The sequence below is a fragment of the Streptomyces tritici genome (genome assembly GCF_048500665.1).
Classification (GTDB): domain Bacteria; phylum Actinomycetota; class Actinomycetes; order Streptomycetales; family Streptomycetaceae; genus Streptomyces; species Streptomyces tritici.
Genome location: NZ_CP183183.1, coordinates 3,377,894 through 3,393,670, shown reverse-complemented (window position 1 = coordinate 3,393,670; position 15,777 = coordinate 3,377,894). Strand labels below are relative to the sequence as shown.

The 15,777-nt window shown below is 69.8% G+C and carries 13 protein-coding genes, 1 pseudogene and 1 riboswitch; of the genes and pseudogenes, 9 read left to right on the top strand and 5 right to left on the bottom strand.

The features are described 5' to 3' along the window. The first annotated feature begins 59 nt into the window (after positions 1-59). The 3 genes and pseudogenes from ACNJ93_RS15650 (at position 60) to ACNJ93_RS15640 (ending at position 1,892) form a co-directional block, all read left to right on the top strand. Positions 60-277, top strand: a pseudogene (locus ACNJ93_RS15650) (DUF5326 family protein). A 296-nt stretch (positions 278-573) separates the two neighbouring features. Then, positions 574-1,311: an IclR family transcriptional regulator gene (locus ACNJ93_RS15645; protein WP_418961421.1), complete on the top strand. Its 738-nt coding sequence runs from the start codon at positions 574-576 to the stop codon at positions 1,309-1,311. Positions 1,312-1,457: 146 nt separating this feature from the next. Continuing rightward, complete coding sequence (locus ACNJ93_RS15640) at positions 1,458-1,892, top strand: SsgA family sporulation/cell division regulator (RefSeq protein WP_418958019.1); 435 nt, start codon at positions 1,458-1,460, stop codon at positions 1,890-1,892. 33 nt (positions 1,893-1,925) lie between these two features. Here the strand turns inward: ACNJ93_RS15640 and ACNJ93_RS15635 are convergent, their stop codons facing one another. Next, positions 1,926-3,257 carry a YibE/F family protein gene (locus ACNJ93_RS15635; protein WP_418961420.1) on the bottom strand — a complete coding sequence of 444 codons (1,332 nt, stop codon included), beginning with the start codon at positions 3,255-3,257 and terminating at the stop codon, positions 1,926-1,928. A gap of 80 nt (positions 3,258-3,337) precedes the next feature. After that, a riboswitch (TPP riboswitch) is annotated at positions 3,338-3,452 on the top strand. On the opposite strand from ACNJ93_RS15635, the gene thiC reads away from it, so the two are divergent. From thiC to ACNJ93_RS15620, 3 genes are all read left to right on the top strand, one after another. After that, positions 3,445-5,217, top strand: coding sequence for a phosphomethylpyrimidine synthase ThiC (gene thiC, locus ACNJ93_RS15630; RefSeq protein ID WP_418958018.1), 1,773 nt, complete (start codon positions 3,445-3,447; stop codon positions 5,215-5,217). (Overlaps the previous riboswitch by 8 nt.) Before the next feature lie 162 nt (positions 5,218-5,379). After that, a complete protein-coding gene (locus tag ACNJ93_RS15625) occupies positions 5,380-6,795 on the top strand; it encodes a VWA domain-containing protein (protein WP_418958017.1) in 1,416 nt (471 codons plus the stop codon). Positions 6,796-7,030: 235 nt separating this feature from the next. Next, complete coding sequence (locus tag ACNJ93_RS15620) at positions 7,031-7,459, top strand: VOC family protein (protein ID WP_418958016.1); 429 nt, start codon at positions 7,031-7,033, stop codon at positions 7,457-7,459. Positions 7,460-7,519: 60 nt separating this feature from the next. Here the strand turns inward: ACNJ93_RS15620 and ACNJ93_RS15615 are convergent, their stop codons facing one another. From ACNJ93_RS15615 to ACNJ93_RS15605, 3 genes are all read right to left on the bottom strand, one after another. After that, positions 7,520-8,407 (bottom strand): hypothetical protein, encoded by an 888-nt coding sequence (locus tag ACNJ93_RS15615; protein ID WP_418958015.1) that lies wholly within the window; start codon positions 8,405-8,407, stop codon positions 7,520-7,522. 147 nt (positions 8,408-8,554) lie between these two features. Continuing rightward, positions 8,555-9,763: a metallophosphoesterase gene (locus ACNJ93_RS15610; protein ID WP_418961419.1), complete on the bottom strand. Its 1,209-nt coding sequence runs from the start codon at positions 9,761-9,763 to the stop codon at positions 8,555-8,557. Positions 9,764-9,923: 160 nt separating this feature from the next. Beyond that, a complete protein-coding gene (locus tag ACNJ93_RS15605; protein WP_418958014.1) occupies positions 9,924-11,030 on the bottom strand; it encodes a LacI family DNA-binding transcriptional regulator in 1,107 nt (368 codons plus the stop codon). Positions 11,031-11,431: 401 nt separating this feature from the next. Here ACNJ93_RS15605 and hisC point away from each other — a divergent pair, with 401 nt between their 5' ends. Then, positions 11,432-12,535, top strand: a complete 1,104-nt coding sequence (gene hisC / locus ACNJ93_RS15600; protein WP_418958013.1) for a histidinol-phosphate transaminase — start codon at positions 11,432-11,434, stop codon at positions 12,533-12,535. 75 nt (positions 12,536-12,610) lie between these two features. On the opposite strand, the gene ACNJ93_RS15595 is transcribed toward hisC, so the two are convergent. Then, complete coding sequence (locus ACNJ93_RS15595; RefSeq protein ID WP_418958012.1) at positions 12,611-12,991, bottom strand: cyclophilin-like fold protein; 381 nt, start codon at positions 12,989-12,991, stop codon at positions 12,611-12,613. A gap of 202 nt (positions 12,992-13,193) precedes the next feature. Between ACNJ93_RS15595 and ACNJ93_RS15590 the strand changes: the two genes are divergently transcribed. Both ACNJ93_RS15590 and cydB read left to right on the top strand, forming a co-directional pair. After that, entirely contained in the window at positions 13,194-14,705 is a 1,512-nt protein-coding gene (locus tag ACNJ93_RS15590; protein WP_418958011.1) for a cytochrome ubiquinol oxidase subunit I, read from the top strand. 18 nt (positions 14,706-14,723) lie between these two features. Further along, positions 14,724-15,719 (top strand): cytochrome d ubiquinol oxidase subunit II, encoded by a 996-nt coding sequence (gene cydB / locus ACNJ93_RS15585; protein WP_418958010.1) that lies wholly within the window; start codon positions 14,724-14,726, stop codon positions 15,717-15,719. Positions 15,720-15,777: the final 58 nt, after the last annotated feature.

Here is a 15,777-nt window from a genome sequence, read left to right as displayed (position 1 = left end):
GGCCGCCCCTAGCATCGGGGGTGTCGGATGCGGGAGGACTCACAAGGAGAGGCGGCGTCATGGCGGTTCGGGAGATTCTCGCGGGAATGCCCTGGTGGGTGAAGTGGGTCGCGATACCCGTGATCGCCCTGTTCGTGTTCGGCGGGCTGATCACCAGCGTTCTCGGCTTCCTGATCGGTCTTCTGTTCAAGGTGCTGCTCTTCGTGGCCCTTGTCGGTGGACTCGTTTTCGCCGTCCGTAAGTTCATGGCGTCGTGACGTCGAAGAGCGACTGGTAGCACAAGCTACTGATCGGTATGCCGTCCTGGCCGGGGTATTAGCCCGGCCGAGGGACAAGCCCCGGGCGAAACCCCTGCATCCCAGGGGCTGCCATTAGAGTGGAAATCCGCTGCCGCCCGGGGAAATTGAGGCGTCGTCGAACCCCGTGACCGGTGGATCCGGCGTCCGGTCCGCACAGTGCGGCAGGTGAGCGGGGGAGGCCCCCGCGGGCGGGTGCGCACCCGTCGACTCGCCTGGGGGTGACCTTGTGGCCACGGCTTTCGCTCCGCGGACGGCCGCGCCGAGCACACCTACCCTGATCGGTTCCGTGCAGCGGGCGTTGAGGCTCCTGGAGGCCGCGGGCTCGCACCAGGACGGAGCACCTGCCAAGCAGCTCGCGCGGGAGGCCGGTCTGGCCCTCCCGACCGCGTACCATCTGCTGCGCACCCTGGCCCACGAGGGCTATCTGCAGCGGGAGAACGGCCTGTTCCGCCTTGGTGAGGCGGCCGCCCGGCTGGGCGGTGGCCCGGCTGTGCAGAATCGTCGCACCAAGATCAAGGACTCCCTGGCCGTCTGGCGGGACGCGATCGGCGTCCCCGTCTACTTCGCGCTCTACCGCGAGGGTGAGATCGAGCTCGTCGCCGTCGCCGACACGCCCGCCGCCCCGGCCGTCGACGAGTGGGCCGACTTCCGCGAGACGGGTCACGCGCACGCCCTCGGGCAGTGCCTGCTCGGTCAACTGGACGAGAAGAGCCGTCAAGACCACCTCGACCGGTATCCGGTGGTCCCCCTCACTCCGTACACGGTGAGTAATCGCGGGGTGCTCCTGGAACGTTTGAGCGGTATGGGCCGAATGGAACCCGTCATCGAACGCCAGGAATATGCGCTCGGCACGGTCTGCGCCGCGATCCCGCTGATTGCAGGCTCTACAGCTGCCGCAATGGCAATTTCCCTTCCCCTCCACGAGGCAGAGCGGTTGCTGCCCGCAGTCGAACAGTTACGGAATGAGATCGGAAGGCTCTTGAGTTCCCTCGCGTTCTCTATCAGTATCTGAAAAATCACTCCTTGTGATCTGCCAGCCCTTCGAGCACGATGGCGTCAAGAGGGCCATGGGGGATCGTTCCTGGCCGTTTCCGCCACAGCTCCACTGCTTTCCACAGCTGTCTTCTCAGAACTGCTTCATCTACTGCGGGGTACACGATGCGCGAGTCGGTGCAGGCCGAGGTCCTGATGAGCTTTCTCGTCTCCGAGGAGCTCTCCTTCCGGATCCCGGTGGAGCTGCGGTACGAGACCAGGGATCCCTACGCGGTGCGGATGACCTTCCATCTCCCCGGCGACGCCCCGGTGACCTGGGCGTTCGGCCGCGAGCTGCTGCTCGACGGGATCAACCGGCCGAGCGGGGACGGCGACGTCCACATCGCGCCCACCGAACCCGAGGACCTCTCGGACGTCTCCATCCGACTCCAGGTGGGAACGGACCGGGCCCTGTTCCGGGCCAGCGCCCCGCCGCTCGTCGCCTTCCTGGACCGTACGGACAAGCTCGTCCCGCTCGGTCAGGAATGCGCCCTCGGCGACTTCGAGGACTCCCTGGAGGCGGCGCTCGGCAAGATCCTCGCCGAGGAGAACGCCGGCTGACGGCGCACTTCGCGCACCGCAGCCCGGCATCCGCTACTTCGCGCGCCGGCGCCGTCCGCCCCGAGCCGGCCGGCGCCCCGCGACCTCGTCGGAAACGGGCTCCGAGGCGGCCGGCCGGTCGGCGGAGACGACCAGGGCCGCCAGCGCGGTCGTGACCGGGACCGAGGCCACCAGTCCGATCGAGCCGACCAGCGTCCGGACGATCTCCTCCGCGACCAGCTCGCTGTTGGCCACGGTCCCCACACTGCTCTGCGCGATCGAGAACAGCAGCAGCAGCGGCAGCGCCGCACCCGCGTACGCGAGGACCAGCGTGTTGACCACGGACGCGATGTGGTCCCGGCCGATCCGGATGCCCGCCCGGTACAGCGCCCGCGGCCCCATCCGCGGATCGGCCTGGTGCAGCTCCCACACGGCCGAGGTCTGCGTCACCGTCACGTCGTCGAGCACACCCAGCGAACCGATGATCACACCGGCGAGCAGGAGGCCGGACATGTCGATGTCCGGGTAAAGCCCGTGGATCAGGCCGGTGTTGTCGTCGGTGTTCCCCGACAGCGCCGCCCAGCCGATGAACAGCGAGCCGAGCAGGCCGATCAGCAGCAGCGAGATCAGCGTGCCGAGGACCGCCACCGAGGTGCGCGCGGAGAGGCCGTGGCACATGTACAGCGCGATCAGCATGATCGCGCTCGACCCGACCACCGCCACCACCAGCGGATTCGACCCCTGCAGGATCGCCGGCAGGATGAAGAAGGTCAGCACCAGGAAGCTCACCGCCAGCGCGATCAGCGCCATCACGCCGCGCATCCGGCCCACGGCGACCACCGCCAGCGCGAAGATCCCGGCGAGCACCGCCAGCGGCACCTTCCGGTTCACGTCCGCCACGGAGTACTGCAGGTCGCGCGGGGCGTCGGGGGCGTACGCGACCACGACGCCCTGGCCCTCGTGGAGTTGTCGGGGCGCGTCCGGCTGCACGATCTCGGTGAAGGTGCGGCCCTTCTCCGGACCGGTGGTGACCTCGACGGTCGCCTTGGTGCACTGCCCCTGCTGCGCCTTGAGCGCCTCCCGGCCCTGCGGGGTCGTGGTGTCGCCGGTGGGCGGCACCTGGGCGGCGTTCACGTCCTTGCAGTCGACCTTCTGGGCCGCGACGACCCTGCCCTGCTCGGTCTGCCGGTCGAAGCCGACGCCGGTGCGCTCGTGCCCCGGCACGCCGCCCGGCCACAGCACCGCGAGACCGACCACCACGGCCGCCGCGAACGGGATCAGGACGGCGGCGATGACCTTGCGCAGATGGCGCGAGACGGGTGCGGCCGGCCCGTGGCTGTGCGAGTGGCCGTGGCCGTGGCCGTGCGGTTCGGGGCTCTGCTGCATCGAAGTCACCGACCGATCATCGCAAGAACGCCGGGGGCCCACTGTTCAGCACGCCAGGGGAAACGCTAGCGTGGTGGCACCTTTGCACACGCGGGAGCTCGGAGCACCGGGCTGAGAGGGCGCTGACGATCGCTGCGCCGACCGCCGAACCTGTTACCGGGTAATGCCGGCGTAGGGAGTAGGTCTCATGACCGTTCAGGATGCACGCACGCCTGCCGCCGACCAGGCCGAGCGGAAGCCGGGCTGGCACAAGGGGTACATCGAGGGCTCGCGCCCCGACCTCCGGGTGCCGGTCCGTCAGGTGCACCTCACCAACGGCAAGGACGTGACGCTGTACGACACGTCCGGGCCGTACACCGACCCCACCGTCGAGACCGATGTCCGGCGCGGCCTGCCGCCGCTCCGCGAGAACTGGATCATCGGCCGCGGCGACACCGAGGAGTACGCGGGCCGTCCCGTCCGTCCCGAGGACGACGGCATCAAGCACACCTCGCCGCGCGGCGGGCTGAAGAACCTCGACGCGGTCTTCCCCGGCCGTCCGCGCCAGCCCCGCCGCGGCCGCGGCGGCCAGGCGGTGACCCAGCTCGCGTACGCCCGCCGGGGTGAGGTCACCCCGGAGATGGAGTACGTCGCGATCCGGGAGAACGTCTCCCCCGAGGTCGTGCGCGAGGAGATCGCGGCCGGGCGCGCGGTGCTGCCGGCCAACGTGAACCACCCGGAGATCGAGCCGATGATCATCGGCAAGCGGTTCCTGGTGAAGGTCAACGCCAACATCGGCAACTCCGCCGTCACCTCCTCCATCGAGGAGGAGGTGGAGAAGATGACCTGGGCCACCAAGTGGGGCGCGGACACGGTGATGGACCTTTCGACCGGCCGCAACATCCACACCACCCGTGAGTGGGTTCTGCGCAACTCCCCCGTGCCGATCGGGACCGTGCCGCTGTACCAGGCCCTGGAGAAGGTCGACGGCAAGGCCGAGGAGCTGAGCTGGGAGATCTACAAGGACACGGTCATCGAGCAGGCCGAGCAGGGCGTCGACTACATGACCGTCCACGCCGGCGTGCTGCTGCGGTACGTGCCGCTGACCGCCCGCCGCAAGACGGGCATCGTCTCCCGCGGCGGCTCGATCATGGCGGCCTGGTGCCTCGCGCACCACAAGGAGAACTTCCTCTACACGCACTTCGAGGAGCTCTCCGAGATCCTCGCGCAGTACGACGTCACGTACTCGCTCGGCGACGGCCTGCGGCCCGGCTCGATCGCGGACGCCAACGACGACGCGCAGTTCGCCGAGCTCAGGACGCTGGGCGAGCTGAACACCATCGCCAAGCGGCACAACGTGCAGACCATGATCGAGGGCCCGGGCCACGTCCCGATGCACAAGATCAAGGAGAACATCGACCTCCAGCAGGAGATCTGCGAGGAGGCGCCGTTCTACACCCTCGGCCCGCTGACGACGGACGTCGCGCCCGCGTACGACCACATCACCTCCGGCATCGGCGCGGCGATGATCGCCTGGTGGGGCACCGCGATGCTCTGCTACGTCACGCCCAAGGAGCACCTGGGCCTGCCGAACCGGGACGACGTGAAGACCGGCGTGATCACGTACAAGATCGCGGCGCACGCGGCGGACCTGGCGAAGGGGCATCCGGGGGCGCAGGAGTGGGACGACGCGCTGTCGGACGCGCGGTTCGAGTTCCGCTGGGAGGACCAGTTCAACCTGGCCATGGACCCGGACACGGCCCGCGAGTTCCACGACGAGACGCTTCCGGCGGAGCCGGCGAAGACGGCGCACTTCTGCTCGATGTGCGGCCCGAAGTTCTGCTCGATGAAGATCTCGCAGGACATCCGCCGCGAGCACGGCGGTGAGCTGAAGTCGGACGAGATCGAGGCGGGCATGGCGGAGAAGTCCGCCGAGTTCGCCGCCTCCGGCAACCGCGTTTATCTGCCGCTGGCGGACTGAGGCCGGGGCGCCTGGGCGCGCTGTTCTGGGAGGGCGAGGGGGCTTCCCAGCACAGCGCGCACGGGTGCCCGACCTGTAAGGGGACGGCCTCGTTCGCTGCCGGGGCTGCCGAGATCGGCGAGAAACGGGTGTTTCGGCGGCTGTGCTCGGCAGACTGATGCCATGACAGCGAGCTCCCTCAGCAAGGGCGCCAACGTGCCCGTGGACTCTCCCGCACTGCGTGTCGAGCTCGTCTGGTCCTCCGGACCGGGCGTGCCGGACGTCGACGCGTCGGCGCTGCTCCTGACGTCGGCCGGGCGGGTGCGCGACGACGGCGACTTCGTCTTCTACAACCAGCCGCGGCACGCGTCCGGAGCCGTGGCGCACCTGGGCAAGCAGAGCGCCGCCGGCGTCACGGGCGACACCCTGACGGTGGACCTCGGCGCGCTGGAGCCCGAGGTCGAGCGCGTCGCCTTGTGCGCCTCGGCCGACGGCGGGACCTTCGGTCAGGTACCCGGGCTCACACTCAGACTGCTCGACGCGGCTTCCGGGAACGAGCTGGCGCACTTCGCCATGACGGCCGGCACCGAGACGGCGTTCATCAGCGGCGAGCTGTACCGGCGGCAGGGGCAGTGGAAGTTCCGGGCGGTGGGCCAGGGGTACGCCGCGGGGCTCGCCGGTCTGGCCACGGAGTTCGGCATCACGGTCGACGAGCCGTCCACCGGCGCCGCGCCGCAGGCACCTCCAGTACCGGCGCCGCCGGCCGCGCCGGCTCCACCCGCCGTACCGGCTGCGCCCGGCGTACCGGCTCCGAGCGCGTCGTCCGGGGGACCGCGGCTCAGCAAGGGCGAGGAACGTCTGCCGGTCGACATGCGCAAACGCCTGTCGCTGCGCAAGGAACAGGTCGCGGTCAGCCTGCGCAAGCACGGGGCGGAGGGCGTCGTCGCCCGCGTCGTGCTCGTCCTGGACGCCTCCGGGTCCATGAGCTTCCTGTACACGCGGGGCGTCGTGGCCGACGTGGTGGAGCGGATGGCCGCGGTCGCCGCGCAGCTCGACGACGACGGGGAGATGCAGGCGTGGACGTTCGCCTCGCAGCCGGCCCGTCTGCCCGACCTCCGGCTCGGGGAACTCCCGGACTGGCTGCGGTTGCACGTCCGCGTCGGGCAGGTGGGTCTCTTCCGCCGCAACAAGAGGCCGAAGGGACTGGAAGACGCGCAGATCGACATGCGGACCGTGGGCATCCAGAACGAGGAGCAGCGGGTCATCGCCGAGGTGCGGGCCTATGTGGCACAGAACCCCGTGCCCGTCCCCACCCTGGTGCTGTTCTTCTCCGACGGCGGCGTCTATCGCAACGCCGAGATCGAGCGGGAGCTGCGCGCGGCGGTGGAGGAGCCCATCTTCTGGCAGTTCGTCGGCCTGGGGCGGTCCGACTACGGCGTGCTGGAGCGGTTCGACACGCTGCCCGGACGTCGCGTCGACAACGTCGGCTTCTTCGCCGTCGACGACATCAGCACGGTCCCCGACCCGGAACTCTACGACCGGCTCCTGTCCGAGTTCCCGAGCTGGATCACCGCCGCCCGCCGGGCGGGGATCCTCTGACGCGGAATCGGGCCGGGATCCTCTGACGCGAAATAGGGCCGACGGGCACCACGGGCGTGTCCTAGAGTTGATCACGTGACTGCCGGGTCGGCCATGGGCCATGCACGAGAGAGGCACCCGGCCTCGGCGTGAGCGCGAGGCGGGCGAGAGGCCCGCCGTTGCTCCGTGTCCTTCCTTCCAGCGCCCCGCACGCGGCGCCTTCCCTCGGATCCACGACACGGAGACACGACCACGCATGTCCTACGAACCTCAGCACAAGCCGGCATCCGAACCGCCGGCCACCACCGTCCAGCTGAACCACACCGTCGTCCACGCCTCTGACCGGCAGCTGTCGGCCGAGTTCCTCGCCGCCGTGCTCGGCCTGGAGGTGGGCGCGCCCTTCGGGCCGTTCCTGCCCGTCGAGCTGGGCAACGGCGTCACTCTCGACTACTACGAGCTGCGCGACGCGCCGATCCAGTCGCAGCACTACGCGTTCCTCGTGCCCGACGAGCAGTTCGACACGATGATCGCCCGCCTGGAGAGGATCGGGGTCACCTACTACGCCGACCCCAGCCACACCGAGCCCGGCCGGATCAACCGCCTCTTCGGCGGCCGCGGCGCCTACTTCGACGACCCGGACGGCCACAACATGGAGATCATGACGCGGCCCTACGCGCGGCCGTAGCAGGCCGCCGCGGCGCCCGCCCGGACCGACGTCCGGGCGGGGCGACCCGCCCGGACCGGCTCAGTCGCGGGAGGGCTCCCGCTCGTCCGTCTCCGGATCGGTGGCGGGGGCGGTGTCCGGGGCGGTGCTGAAGTCGGGGGCCGTGAAGTCGGGGCTGGTGAAGTCCGGGCTGGTGAAGGCCGGCCGGACCTCCGACCGGCCCTCGGCGGGGCTGGTGTAGTCCGGCCCGCTGTACCCCACCTTCGGGATCCGGCGCTGCTGGTGCGGCGGGCCGGACGACGCCGGGCCGACGCTCGGGTCGGCCAGGGCGTCCCGCAGGAACGGCACGATGCCGCGCTCCCGGAGGGCGTGACGCCAGGCCTCCCTGGCCCGTGACACCTCCTCGGGCAGCTCGCCGCCCGGTTCCTGCGCCGTCACCTCGGTGGAGCTGTTGCGCAGCGCCGTCACGAGCAGTCCGATCGCCGCGGACAGCAGTCCGGCCGCGGTGACGGCCGCGAAGAACCAGCCCGCGGTGATCAGTGCCCCGGCGAACTCGTCCGCCGCGTCGACGGCCTTGAGGACCGAGCCGAACAGCAGGAAGATCACCGCCGCGAGTCCGGCGAGGATCGGCGCCAGGACGGTGACGACGGCGGCGAACCCCGCGCCGGGACCGTCCTGCGCCTCGTCGTCGTCGCCGCGCGACAGGACCGCGTCCATGACGCTCGGCCGGGCCGGCGGCGAGCGGAAGTCCTCCCGGACCTTCACGAAGTGCTCGTACTCGGCCGTCGCCGCGGCGGCGATGAGGGCCGTCGCGTTCAACGCCATGGTGCGCAACTGCTCGGCGTTGAGCCGCTTCCCGATCTCGGCCAGATCAGGACGTTCGTGCGCGGTGCGCAGTGCGTCGTCGAGGATCCGCTCGAACTCGGCGCGGTCCTCGGTCAGCAGGTGCGGAGCCACATTCATGTGCATCCCCCGATGCTCCGTAGGCCCGATGTCCCGCGTCAGAACGGGCCGTTGGGCGGAAACGGAGGAGAGCCTGCTACGGATAGGCAGATGGTAGAGCCGGGACGGCACGACGTGACAGGGGTTTCCCCAATCGCCTTCCCGGTCCCGGGGTCAGTCATGCAGCGGCAGGCGCTGCACCAGCAGCTTTCCGGCCATGGTCACGCCGCCGTCCATGGCGATCGCGAGCCCGTCCGCGTACACGTGCGGCCCCTCGACCACCGGACCGGCGCCGTCCTCGCCGTCCCCGTCCTCTCCGCCGACCTGGCCGAGGAGGTACGGGATGGGGCTGTGCCCGTGGACGATGCGGCCGCCGCCGTACGTGGCGAGCAGCTCCCGTACGGCCTGGGGACCGGCCTCGTCGCGGAAGGCGAAGCGCTTGGTGAACTTGCGGAACAGGTCCCAGCACTCGTCCGCGTCGTTGCGGTTGATGATCTCGTGGACGGTCTCGTTGACGTCCTCGATGGTGTCGCCGTACTCGAGGTACGCGGTGGTGTCGGAGTGCAGCAGGAGGTGCCCGTCCTCCTGCACCACGGCGTCGAGCCGGGACATCCACTGCAGGTGGACGTCCTGGAGGCGGTCCATGTCGTGCTTCTGGCCGCCGTTGAGCAGCCAGGCCGCCTGGAAGGTGGCGGTGCCGGCCCCGGAGTTGACGGGGGTGTCGCCGAAGCGCTTGGCGCCGATGAGCAGCAGCTCGTGGTTGCCCATGAGGGCCTTGCAGTAGCCGCCGGCGGCGGCGGCCTCGGCGGACAGCCGCATGACGAGGTCGATGACGCCGATGCCGTCCGGGCCGCGGTCGGTGAAGTCGCCGAGGAACCACAGGCGGGCGTTGCCGGCGGCCCAGTGGCCCTCGGAGTCGATGAGGCCCTGCTCGTGCAGGGAGACGAGGAGCTCGTCGAGGTAGCCGTGGACGTCGCCGACCACGTAGAGCGGGCCGCGGCCGTCGGGCCGGGGCGCGGGAGCGGCGTCGGGCGCGACGCGCACCTGGACGGTGTCGCCCCGGTTGATCACCGGGAGGTCGCGCGCGGTGGGGGTGTAGCCGTCGGGGTGCTCGTCCGCCGGGACCGCGTTGCCGGGGTGCCCGGCGGGGGCCTCGGACGGAGAGCCCGGGGCGACCGGGCCCGGGGGGACCGCCGCCGGGACGGGCGCCTGGGGCGTCCCGTCCGCGGGGATGTCCGTCGCGTACGGGTTTCCGGGGACCGGCGGCGCGGAATGGCCCTGCACCGGCACCTGCGCATACGGAGGCACACGAAAATCGCGCAACGTGGCCGTCCGCACCACGGGTTCCTGACCGGCCCCCTGAGTCATCGACCCCTCCACCACCGTCGCGACCGCCCTGCACATCGCGGACCGGCCTGGTCGGGGTGGTCCGCGATGTCGTGCGCCCATCATAGGAATGAGGCTCCCTCTGTGTGACGCACCAGGGGTGGTGAATCCGGGTCCACCCCCGGTTCACCGGTTGTTTCGCCCCAATTGGGAAGGTCTAGTCCTGCGCGGGCGACCGGGGCGGGCTGACCGTCGTCCGGGGCGAGCGCCGCTGCGACGACGTCCGGACGATCAACTCCGTCGGTATCACCTGCTCGACCGGTCCGTCCGTGTCGATCCCTTCGATGGCGTCGATGAGGAGTTGGACGACGGCGGTGCCGATGCGGCGGGGTTTGAGGGAGAGGGTGGTGATGGGGGGTTCGGTGGTGGCGTAGACGGTGGATTCGCTGCAGCAGACGAGGAGGAGGTCGTCGGGGACGCGGAGTCCGTAGCGTCTGGCGGCGGCGAGGAGGTCGGTGCCGTTGGGGTCGAAGAGTCCGTAGACGGCGTCGGGTCGGTCGGGTCGGGCGAGGAGGCGGTCGGCGGCGACGGCTCCGGCGCAGGGGTCGTGTGCGGGGTAGGCCTCGTAGACGGGGTCCTGTCCGACGCGGTTGCACCAGTGGAGGTAGGCCTGGGTGGAGAGTCGGGTGTAGGTGTCGGTGGTGGTGCCGGTGAGGAGGCCGATGCGGCGGGCGCCGGCGGCGGCGAGGTGGTCGAGGAGGTCGAGGACGGCGGCTTCGTGGTCGTTGTCGACCCAGGCGGTGACGGGGAGGGTGCCGGCGGGGCGTCCGTCGGAGACGACGGGGAGGCCTTGGCGGACGAGTTCGGTGACGACGGGGTCGTGGTCGGAGGGGTCGATGACGACGGTGCCGTCGAGGGCGACGTTGGACCAGACGTCGTGTCGGCTGGTGGCGGGGAGGATGACCAGGGCGTATCCGCGGGCGAGTGCGGCGGAGGTGGCGGCTCTGGCCATTTCGGCGAAGTAGGCGAATTCGGTGAAGGTGAAAGGTTCATCCCCGTAGGTGGTGACGGTCAGGCCGATGAGGCCGGACTTTCCGGTACGGAGGGTGCGGGCCGCTGCTGATGGGCGGTAGCCCAGTCGGTCGGCGACTTCGCGGACGTGGCGGCGGGTGGCGTCCGGGAGCCGGCCCTTGCCGTTGAGCGCGTCGGAGACAGTCGTGATGGAGACCCCGGCGGCGGCGGCCACGTCCCGGATGCCTGCCCGGCCCTGCCGGCTTCCCCGGGTCTGTGCCCGGCTCACCTGGTGCTTCCCTGCTGCTGTCATGGCGAGCCGATAGTAGGGCGAGGCGAGCGGGTAGAGCCGGTCGCATATGCAAGCGTTGACAGGCACGTTTCTGCATGGTCGAGAACCGGTAACACCCAAGAAAAGCAAGGGTGTTTGGGGTTTCGCCATGGGAGCTGCGGCTGTCACCCTGTATGTGCCTGGTAAGGGGCGCAGGTCTCGAAGAGGTCTCAACTCACCTCTACGGGGGATGCGCGCCACGGCGCTCGCCACCGGCGCTCGCCATGGTTTCGCGCGCTCCCCCCAGGTTTCCGGAGTCCCTGCCCGGCACCCGGGCGCCGGCCCCGCCGGTCCGAGGTTCCCCTCGGTCGCCCCTCCTCAGCGGAGGCGAATCCTCATAAGGTGAGGAGTATTGGCGGTACGGACGGTCGAGGAGGACCACAGTGAGCGAGACCAGCCCCAGCGGAACGAACGCGGGCGGGCCCCGGCTGCGCGCCGAGCTGGAGACCATCCCCACCTACAAGCCGGGCAAGCCGGCCGCCGCGGGTGGCCCGGTGGCCTTCAAGCTGTCCTCCAACGAGAACCCGTACCCGCCGCTGCCGGGCGTCATGGAGAGCGCCGTGGCCGCGGCCGCGAACTTCAACCGTTACCCCGACATGGCCTGCACGGGCCTGATGAACGAGCTCGCGGACCGCTTCGGCGTCCCGGTGTCGCACCTCGCCACGGGCACCGGCTCGGTCGGCGTGGCCCAGCAGCTGCTGCAGGCCACCTCCGGCCCCGGCGACGAGGTGATCTACGCCTGGCGGTCCTTCGAGGCGTACCCGATCATCACGCAGATCAGCGGCGCGACCTCGGTGCAGGTCCCGCTGACCGACGGCGATGTGCACGACCTCGACGCCATGGCCGAGGCGATCACCGACCGGACGCGGCTGATCTTCGTCTGCAACCCCAACAACCCCACCGGCACCGCGGTGCGCCGGGCGGAGCTGGAGCGCTTCCTGGACCGGGTGCCCTCCGACGTCCTGGTCGTGCTCGACGAGGCGTATCGCGAGTTCGTCCGGGACGCCGACATCCCGGACGGTGTCGAGCTCTACCGCGACCGGCCGAACGTGGCCGTGCTGCGCACCTTCTCGAAGGCGTACGGCCTGGCCGGCCTGCGGGTGGGCTTCGCGATCGCCCACGAGCCGGTGGCGGCCGCGCTGCGCAAGACGGCGGTGCCGTTCGGCGTGAGCCAGCTGGCGCAGGACGCGGCGGTGGCCTCGCTGCGGGCCGAGGACGAGCTGCTCGGCCGGGTGGGCTCGCTGGTGGCGGAGCGTGAGCGGGTCCACGCGGGGCTGGTGGCCCAGGGCTGGACCGTGCCGGACACCCAGGCGAACTTCGTCTGGCTGCGGCTCGGCGAGCGGACCGTGGACTTCGCGGCGGAGTGCGAGCGGCACGGCGTGGTCGTGCGGCCGTTCGCGGGCGAGGGCGTGCGCGTCACCATCGGCGAGTGCGAGGCGAACGACGTCTTCCTCAAGGTGGCGGAGGGTTTCCGCAAGGAGAGCTGAATTCCGTCGGGAGGGCTGAGTCCCGCGAGAGGCGCAGTTCCGCCATGAGGGCTGGCCTGCGAGGGAACCCGCTGCTCAGCGTGTGACGAGTTCCACGCGGATCGGGTCGCCGTCCCGGACGGAGGCCAGGATCCGCGGGTCGCCGTCGAGGGCGCCGAGCAGGTTGCAGGGACTGGCGAGCCGGCATTCCTCGCCGCGGGATATCGGCGTCGGGCCGTAGGGGAGGGCGAGTGCGTCGCCCTCCGTCCAGAAGGCCACCGTGCCCGGCTCGACGACCTGCCGTGCCTCGGTCTCGAGCGCGGCGGAGACCGGAGTGTCGAAGTAGACCTCCTCGCCCCAGGTGCGGGCGGTGGAGACCAGAGGGAGAGCCCCCACGAGCGCTGTGCTCGTGGGGGTTTCGTCGATGGTGGCCGTGGTGTGACCGGCGGGCCAGGAGATGCGGATCTGAAGGGTCATGCCCTCGATTCAACAATATGTTGAAGGCCCCGGGAAGGGGTGACCTTCGAGTAGGGGACCCCCGGTCTGACGTACGGATTTCGCATGAGCCATAATTGCTTGTGAATGTGAACGCGTTCACAAGCGTGTCCTGCTTCCCCCCATTTGGGAGGAACCCGCCAGGCAGACTGCCCGCTGTGACCACGTCGAGTAAGGAGCAGACGTGAACCTAGCTTTGGCGCCCGAGACATTGGCGCGTTGGCAGTTCGGCATCACGACCGTCTACCACTTCCTGTTCGTTCCCCTGACGATCTCGCTGGCCGCCCTGACGGCCGGCATCCAGACCGCCTGGGTCCGCACGGGCAAGGAGAAGTACCTCAGGGCGACCAAGTTCTGGGGCAAGCTCTTCCTGATCAACATCGCCATGGGCGTCGTCACCGGCATCGTGCAGGAGTTCCAGTTCGGCATGAACTGGTCCGACTACTCGCGCTTCGTCGGCGATGTCTTCGGCGCGCCGCTCGCCTTCGAGGCGCTGATCGCGTTCTTCTTCGAGTCCACCTTCATCGGGCTCTGGATCTTCGGCTGGGACAAGCTGCCGAAGAAGATCCACCTCGCCTGCATGTGGATGGTCTCGCTCGGCACGATCCTCTCCGCGTACTTCATCCTCGCGGCGAACTCCTGGATGCAGCACCCCGTCGGGTACCGCATCAACGAGGAGCGCGGCCGGGCCGAGCTCACCGACTTCTGGCTGGTGCTCACCCAGAACACCGCGCTCACCCAGTTCTTCCACACCATGACCGCGGCGTTCCTCGTCGGCGGGGCCTTCATGGTCGGCATCTCCGCCTTCCACCTGGCCCGCCGGAAGCACGTGCCGGTGATGCGGTCCTCGCTGCGCATCGGCCTGATCACGCTGATCATCGCCGGCATGGGCACGGCCGTCAGCGGTGACCTGCTCGGCAAGGTCATGTTCAAGCAGCAGCCGATGAAGATGGCCGCCGCCGAGGCGCTCTGGGACGGCGAGGCGCCGGCTCCGTTCTCGATCTTCGCCTACGGCGATGTCGACAAGGGCCACAACAAGGTCGCCATAGAGATCCCGGGCCTGCTGTCCTTCCTGGCCAACGACGACTTCGAGTCGTTCGTCCCCGGCATCAACGACGTCAACAAGGCCGAGCAGGAGAAGTTCGGGCCCGGCGACTACCGGCCCAACATCCCGGTCGCCTACTGGGGCTTCCGCTGGATGATCGGCTTCGGCATGGCCTCGCTCGGCATCGGCATGCTCGGTCTCTGGCTGACCCGCAAGAGGTTCCTGCTGCCGCCGCACCTGCGGACCGGCGAGGACGAGGTGCCGCACCTCGTGCTCTTCCGGAACAAGGCGCTCAGCCCGCGGTTCACGAAGTGGTACTGGCTCGTGGCGCTGTGGACCATGCTCTTCCCGCTGATCGCCAACTCCTGGGGCTGGATCTTCACCGAGATGGGCCGCCAGCCGTGGGTCGTCTACGGCGTGCTGCGCACCCGTGACGCGGTCTCCCCCGGGGTCTCCCAGGCCGAGGTGCTCACCTCGATGACCGTCTTCACCCTGCTCTACGCGATCCTCGCGGTGATCGAGGTCCGGCTGATGGTGAAGTACGTCAAGGCCGGTCCCCCGGAGCTCACGGAGGACGACCTCAACCCGCCCACCACCATCGGCGGCCACGACAAGCGCGACCCCGACCGGCCCATGGCCTTCTCGTACTGAGGCAGAGGAGAACGAGTCATGGAACTCCACGACGTCTGGTTCATCCTGATCGCCGTCCTCTGGACCGGCTACTTCTTCCTGGAGGGCTTCGACTTCGGGATCGGTGTCCTCACCAAGCTGCTCGCCCGCGACCGTCCCGAGAAGCGGGTCCTGATCAACACCATCGGACCCGTCTGGGACGGCAACGAGGTGTGGCTGCTGACGGCCGGCGGAGCGACCTTCGCCGCGTTCCCCGAGTGGTACGCGACGCTGTTCTCCGGCTTCTACCTGCCGCTGCTGCTGATCCTGGTCTGCCTGATCGTGCGCGGCGTCGCCTTCGAGTACCGCGCCAAGCGGCCCGAGCAGAACTGGCAGCGCAACTGGGAGGAGGCCATCTTCTGGACCTCGCTGCTCCCGGCCTTCCTGTGGGGCGTCGCCTTCGGCAACATCGTGCGCGGCGTGAAGCTCGACGCCCAGCACGAGTACGTCGGCGGCCTCGGGGACCTGCTCAACCCGTACGCCCTGCTCGGCGGCCTGGTCACCCTCGCCCTCTTCACCTTCCACGGCGCGGTGTTCGCCGCGCTCAAGACGGTCGGGGAGATAAGGCAGCGGGCGCGCTCCCTGGCGCTGAAGCTCGGCGTGGCGACGGCGGCGGTCGCGGTGGTCTTCCTGGGGTGGACCCAGCTCGACAAGGGCGGCCTCGGGAGCCTGGCCGCGATGCTGGTGGCGGTGATCGCGCTGGTCGGTGCGATCGGGGCGATCAAGGCCGGGCGTGAGGGATGGTCGTTCGCGCTCTCGGGTGTCACCATCGCCGCGGCGGTTGCGATGCTGTTCCTGACGCTCTTCCCGAACGTCATGCCGTCCACGCTCGACCCGGACTGGAGCCTGACGGTCACCAACGCGTCGTCGAGCCCGTACACGCTGAAGATCATGACGTGGTGTGCGGCGATCGCGACGCCGCTGGTGCTCGCCTACCAGTCCTGGACGTACTGGGTCTTCCGCAAGCGGATCGGGACCCAGCACATCGCCCACTGAGGGCACCTGTACACCGCCACCAGGTGCACCTGCGCATCGCCCACCAGGTGCACCTGCA